5 protein-coding genes are annotated in these 6,015 nt (G+C 43.0%); all 5 read right to left on the reverse strand.

Annotated elements, in window-relative coordinates; all coding sequences use genetic code 11:
* A partial coding sequence (locus tag BHE89_RS08105) for a hydrogenase large subunit (RefSeq protein ID WP_141008278.1) occupies nt 1–1,659 on the reverse strand: 1,659 nt, incomplete at its 3' end.
* A gap of 1 nt (nt 1,660) precedes the next feature.
* Nucleotides 1,661–3,229: a hydrogenase 4 subunit F gene (locus BHE89_RS08110; RefSeq protein WP_069369754.1), complete on the reverse strand. Its 1,569-nt coding sequence runs from the start codon at nt 3,227–3,229 to the stop codon at nt 1,661–1,663.
* 4 nt (nt 3,230–3,233) lie between these two features.
* Nucleotides 3,234–3,884: a hydrogenase 4 membrane subunit gene (gene hyfE / locus BHE89_RS08115; protein ID WP_036934333.1), complete on the reverse strand. Its 651-nt coding sequence runs from the start codon at nt 3,882–3,884 to the stop codon at nt 3,234–3,236.
* Nucleotides 3,885–3,896: 12 nt separating this feature from the next.
* Entirely contained in the window at nt 3,897–5,348 is a 1,452-nt protein-coding gene (locus BHE89_RS08120; RefSeq protein ID WP_069369755.1) for a hydrogenase 4 subunit D, read from the reverse strand.
* 6 nt (nt 5,349–5,354) lie between these two features.
* Nucleotides 5,355–6,015: respiratory chain complex I subunit 1 family protein (locus BHE89_RS08125; RefSeq protein WP_128860394.1), on the reverse strand; the 661-nt coding region annotated here is incomplete at its 5' end.

The raw sequence follows: 6,015 nt of genomic DNA on the forward strand, positions 1-6,015 counted from the left end.
TTTTTTCACATCGACGAGCGTTACCCTGTCAGTACAGGAATAACAAGGATCAAGACTACCGATAATTAACGGTGCATCAGAGACAGTATTCCCTTGCAACATATAGCGTAATACTGGCCAGTTAGCATAAGTGGCAGCACGGCAACGCCAGCGGAATAATTTTTGGTTATCTCCCAACATACTCCAGTGAACATCTTCACCACGTGGTGCTTCAGTAAAGCCCAGAGCAAATTTATAAGGTTGATAAGTAAAGCCTTCCGTTAATAATGGGCCTTCTGGCAAGTTATCTAAGGCATATTCAATCATTGCCATTGAATCCAAAACTTCTTTAATACGTACCATCACACGAGAGAATACGTCGCCACCTTCATAACTAAAGAGTGTCAGAGGTAGATTGCCATAATCTGCAAATGGATGGTCAAAACGGACATCACGTTTAAAGCCACTCGCTCTTATCATTGGGCCTACTGGGCTAAAATCACGAGCCACTTTCTTATCCAAGATACCGACACCGACAGTACGTTGTTCCATATTGGGTGCAGATAGAAGTATATCCACTAATTCAGTGACTTCTTTGCGCATTTCTCTCACAAGTTGGATGGTCTTCAGACGCTGATCTTTTAAAATATCGCGACGAATACCACCAATTAAGTTCAAGCCATACGTTTTACGCGCCCCAGTGAGCATTTCTGCAATTTGCATTGATTTTTCACGAATACGGAAAAATTGCATAAAGCCAGTATCAAAGCCGGTGAAATGGCTAGCTAAACCAATATTTAATAAATGGCTATGAAGACGTTCAACTTCTAATAAGATAGAACGAATAGTATGCGCACGACGTGGGACTTCAATACCTAACGCATTTTCAACAGAGGTCACATACGCCACACTGTGAGTAAAACCACAGATACCACACACGCGGTCTGATAAGAAGGTGACTTCGTTATAACCCATTCGCGTTTCAGCCAATTTTTCCATACCACGATGAACATAGAACATACGGTAATCAGCATCGACAATATTTTCACCATCTACGAATAAGCGGAAGTGTCCCGGTTCATCTGAGGTAATATGCATAGGGCCAATTGGCACAACTCGCGCATCTTGCTTACCTTCATTCACAAAAGGATAAGTTTCAACTTCGGTTGTTGGAGTGGGACGTTGACGATAATCCATCGCATCTTTACGCAATGGATACATCTCTTCAGGCCAGTCATCTGGAAGCACTAAACGGCGTTCATCCGGTAAACCAACAGGAATAAGACCATACATATCACGAATTTCACGTTCCCCCCACACTGCGGCGGGAACTCTTGGTGTCACAGACGGAAATTCTAACGTGATTGGGCTAACATGGGCTTTTACAACAACCCAACATTTCTCACCCTCTTCCATTGATAATGCGTAATAAACCGCATAGTCCCCGTTTAAACTACGTTCGTCATTACCGAATAAAACGGGTAACCAACCGCCTAAGCCGTAATACAGGTATTCCACCACTTCAGGAAGTGATTCCGTTTTTACTGTTATCGTCAATTGATCAGCGGTTTGTCTCTCTTCATCAAGAACGGCTGATGGAAACTTTTCACGAACTTTGGCAACGTAATCTCCGCCCAGTTCTTTTCCCTCTTTTCTACTGACATAATTTTGGTAGCTCACGTTACATCTCCTGAACCGATGTGGATGGACTGCTGATTAAAGCCGTTGGCCATGTATAAGTAGGTGACTCACTTTTATCAATATTCATCACGATATTAGCGGCATTTTCTAACAACTCACTGACAGGCTTAGGAATGTGAGTTCCCATTAACAGCATAAGTGCAATCAGAATGACCATTGGTAATGTGGTTAAAATTCCCAGTTCACCTTTAGCAACAACATCAGGTTTTGGACCAAAGACAGTTTTAGCCACCATACGAACCAGACCACCTAAGACGACTGTCAATAACAATAATAATAGGATAGTTAAGCCAATGTGCTGAGATGCTAAACCTGCCACAACAATCATAAATTCACTGATAAAGACGTTGAAAGGAGGCATACCGCCTAACGCTAAAGCGCCCCCCGCAAACAGAGCGGCACTTAATGGCATCACTTTAAACATGCCTTTCACGACATTTAAATCACGAGTCCCATATTTCAATAACACGTTACCTGAGCCACAGAACAACAATGCTTTCGCTAAACTGTGGTTTAAGGTGTGGAATAAAGCAGCCAAAATACCAATGGGTCCGCCAATTCCTAATGCAACAGCAATTAATCCCATGTTTTCCACACTGGAATACGCTAAAAGACGTTTCATATCGCGCTGAATAAGAATAAAGAACGCCGCAATAGCAACAGAGAGAAAACCAAAGATTAACAGTAGATTACGTGTAAATTCAGTACCAATTGCCGCATCAATAATGATGTAGTAACGAATGATGATTAACAGCGCACAGTTCAGTAACACCGCTGATAACAGCGCACTGACTGGGCTTGGTGCTTCACTGTGCGCATCGGGTAACCATGCGTGCATTGGGAATAAACCCGTTTTGGTACCGAAACCGATTAAAATAAAGACAAAAGCTAAATGCATCAGTGTTGGGTCTAACTGGTCTGTATATTTCAACACTTCAGTCCAGAAGATAGCCTGATCTGGATCAGGCATAAAGCTTGCGGCATTGGCATAAACCAAAATAGTACCGAAAAGGCCAAACGCCACACCCACACTACAAATGATGATGTACTTCCACGCAGCTTCCAGAGAAGAACGTTGACCATAAATTCCGACTAAGAATGCGGAGCTTAGGGTTGTTGCTTCAATGGCTGCCCACATTAAGATCAAGTTATTACTCGTAATGGCTAATAACATGGTGAATAAAAAGAGGTGGAAGAAACCATAGTAATTACACAAAGTGCGTACTGAAATTTCGCCCTCATTCACTTCGTGATTCATATAGCCAATAGAATAAAGCCCTGTTAAAAAGCCGATAATACCTAAGATGGCAAGGAATAATGCACCTAGGCTATCCACATGAACCCAATTAGCAGCAGCCAATATTTCGCCATGAGACATGACATCAGCCACAGTCCCTAATGCAGCGACCAACAATACGGTGATACCAATAGTGTGGATCCCCGTCACAACAGGACGCGCACCCGCTTTTAATAACGGACTTAAAAACGCCAGTATTGAAAATACCAACGGTGCAAACATTAAAATTGTTAACATGGTTGTTTGGTTCATCTCCTCACCCCTTCAGCGCGGTCAGTTGATCCACGTTCAGTGTGTTGAGCGTGCGGTAAATCTTACGAGCCAACACTGCCATAACAATCACAGCAAAGATGGCGTCAGTGGCGATACCGATTTCGACCAGTTCTGGTGCTCTCCACGCTAATAGTGCCAGTGTTAAGTGAGAGCCGTTTTCCATTAAACAGTAACCAAAAGCTTGTTTTAGGATATTTCGCTGAGTCACGATACAAAGTAGACCCAACATAAAGTGTCCTAGAGAAACTGCGAGTGCAGGTTTCAAATCAACAACCATGGGTATTTGAATTGGCTCAACCACAAACCAACTTAAAATGACGATAACAGCGGCCAATAACATTAAAAGCGCAGGGCTGATAACACTGATATTCGCACTAGGATCGGATAACTTACGGAATGCAAATCCTAAAATAAGTGGTACAAGCAGAACTTTTGTAAAGAAGGCGGTAATCGCCCAAAGTGTGAGTTGGTGTGCATCTAATGTATTGGCTAAAGTGACGAAAATCATCACTAAAACGAAAGATTGCAATGCATAGAACCAACATGAAGCAATCGGCTTTTTAGCGCCAATTACCAGTAGCGAGGTGATCATCATTAACCCCGCTAAATTGTTTACGATAAGTGCTCCAGTCATGATTTATCTCCCTTATCCTAGCCAAGTGACTGCGATAACACTGGATGCAAAGGACATCACAATCAGTATTCCAATCACAATTTGCATTGCCATAGGAACAGGTTGCCCTTCTGCAACTTCTGAACTTGGTTTGCCCGGAACAACACGACCAAACCAGTAGATAAACCAAGTGAAACTAGCAACAGACTCAATCAGTACTAGCACCATAATTGGTGTCATCACCCAGAAAACACTCGACAGTTCAAAACCTGCGGCAAAAATTGGGAATTTACTAAAGAAGCCATTCATTGGAGGAACACCTGCAATTGCTAACGCAGCAACACAGAAACCTACACCCAATAATGGATATTTATTAATTAACCCTTTTAAGCGAGGCAACATACGAGTACCACAGCTATAACTCAGTGCACCCGCAACTAAGAAGAACAAACTTTTCGCGAAGGCATGGTTAAAGATGTAAGCAATACCGCCTTCAAACGCTTCGCGCGGTCCAAAGATAGAAATAGATAATGCAAGGAAGATATACGAGAGCTGAGTGATAGTTGACCATGCTAACAGGCGTTTCATATCTTTTTGTGGCAGATACATCATAAAGCCATAAATCAACGTGATAACCGCCATGGTAATCCCCACCCAACCAATAAGATGAGGAACATCACCACCTGCTGACATAATTGCGCGAGCAAAGATGTAAACACCGACTTTTACCATTGATGCCGCATGTAAGTAAGCACTCACAGGTGTTGGAGCTTCCATCGCATCAGGTAACCAAGCTTGCAGAGGTAATTGAGCTGACTTACCCCAAGCGGCAAAGAGAATGCCACCAAACACAATCAGTTTGGTTGGTTCATCTAAAGTAGCAATGGCCGTTAATTCAAATGTCCCTGTACTCACAAACAAGGTTGCCGCCGCGAGATAAAGACCAATTGAAGCAACATGAGTGATCAACAATGCTTTCATTGCTGAGCGGAGCGATTTTTCAGATTGGTAGTAACCGATTAATCCCCAAGAACATCCCCCTGTAATTTCGAAAAACAGGAGTTGACCTAAAATAGTCGATGAAAGGACTAAACCTGCCATTGCACCAATAAAAATCAGTAAGAAGGCATAATAGCGACGAGTACCATCATGAGGATGCTCACGGTTGCCATTGGTCAGATAGCCAGTAGAGTAAAAACTCACCAACAATCCTAAGAACACAACAGCGAAAGCAATCAAAGTACTGACACGATCAATGGTAAAACCAAAGAGCGCTATATCACCATATTGTACTAGCGTAATTGTGGTATCGACTTTACCTTCAGCGAGGAACTGCCAACCTAAAACAACCGTTCCTAATGTGGCTAATAAAGCGAACAGTGTACATAACCACTTCGCCATCCGATTTGGCATTAAGGACGTAATCAACGCCCCCGCAAATGGGATGAGTAAGGTCGCAAGAGCTATATTTTCCATTGTAATCATCGCTCCTTATAGACCAGTTAAATAGAAAACAAGAGCCAGTGCCGCAACACCGAATCCTAACCATGTCACATGGTGAGTCAGTAAGAAGCGACCACGCGCTAAACTGTTTTCAACCAATGACGCTAATACAAACACCACTAACAATTTCACTGCCATTAACACTAACGCAATAAGCAGTGCAATAAAGGTGAATTCTGTGGCTTTACCGAAAGGAATAAAGATGGCTAAGAACAGTTCAGCCACAACGACTTGTTTTAAACCAAGACCCAATTTCACCATGGCGAAACCAGACCCTGAATACTCAGTTAATGGCCCTTCTTGTAGCTCTTGCTCAGCTTCCGCAACGTCGAATGGCATTTTGCCCATTTCGATAAAAGCGGCAAAAGCACAAGCTAATAAGGCGAGTAGAGTGGCCGTTGGTGATACCCAACCTTGAGCAAGTGTTGCACTAATCGTGCCGACGTTGGTTGAACCCACAATTAAAGCCACCACAATCAGTGATAACACTAAAATAGGCTCCACTAACACACCCAGTGTTAATTCACGGCTAGCACCAATACCCGCAAATGGGCTTCCTGAATCCAGACCAGATAAAGAGAAGAAGAAACGATAAAGTGCAAACAGATAAATCAGTGCGATAAGATCAGCGGCCCCCGCAAACAGCGAC

The organism is Shigella sp. FC1967 (assembly GCF_001743005.1).
Lineage (GTDB): Bacteria > Pseudomonadota > Gammaproteobacteria > Enterobacterales > Enterobacteriaceae > Proteus.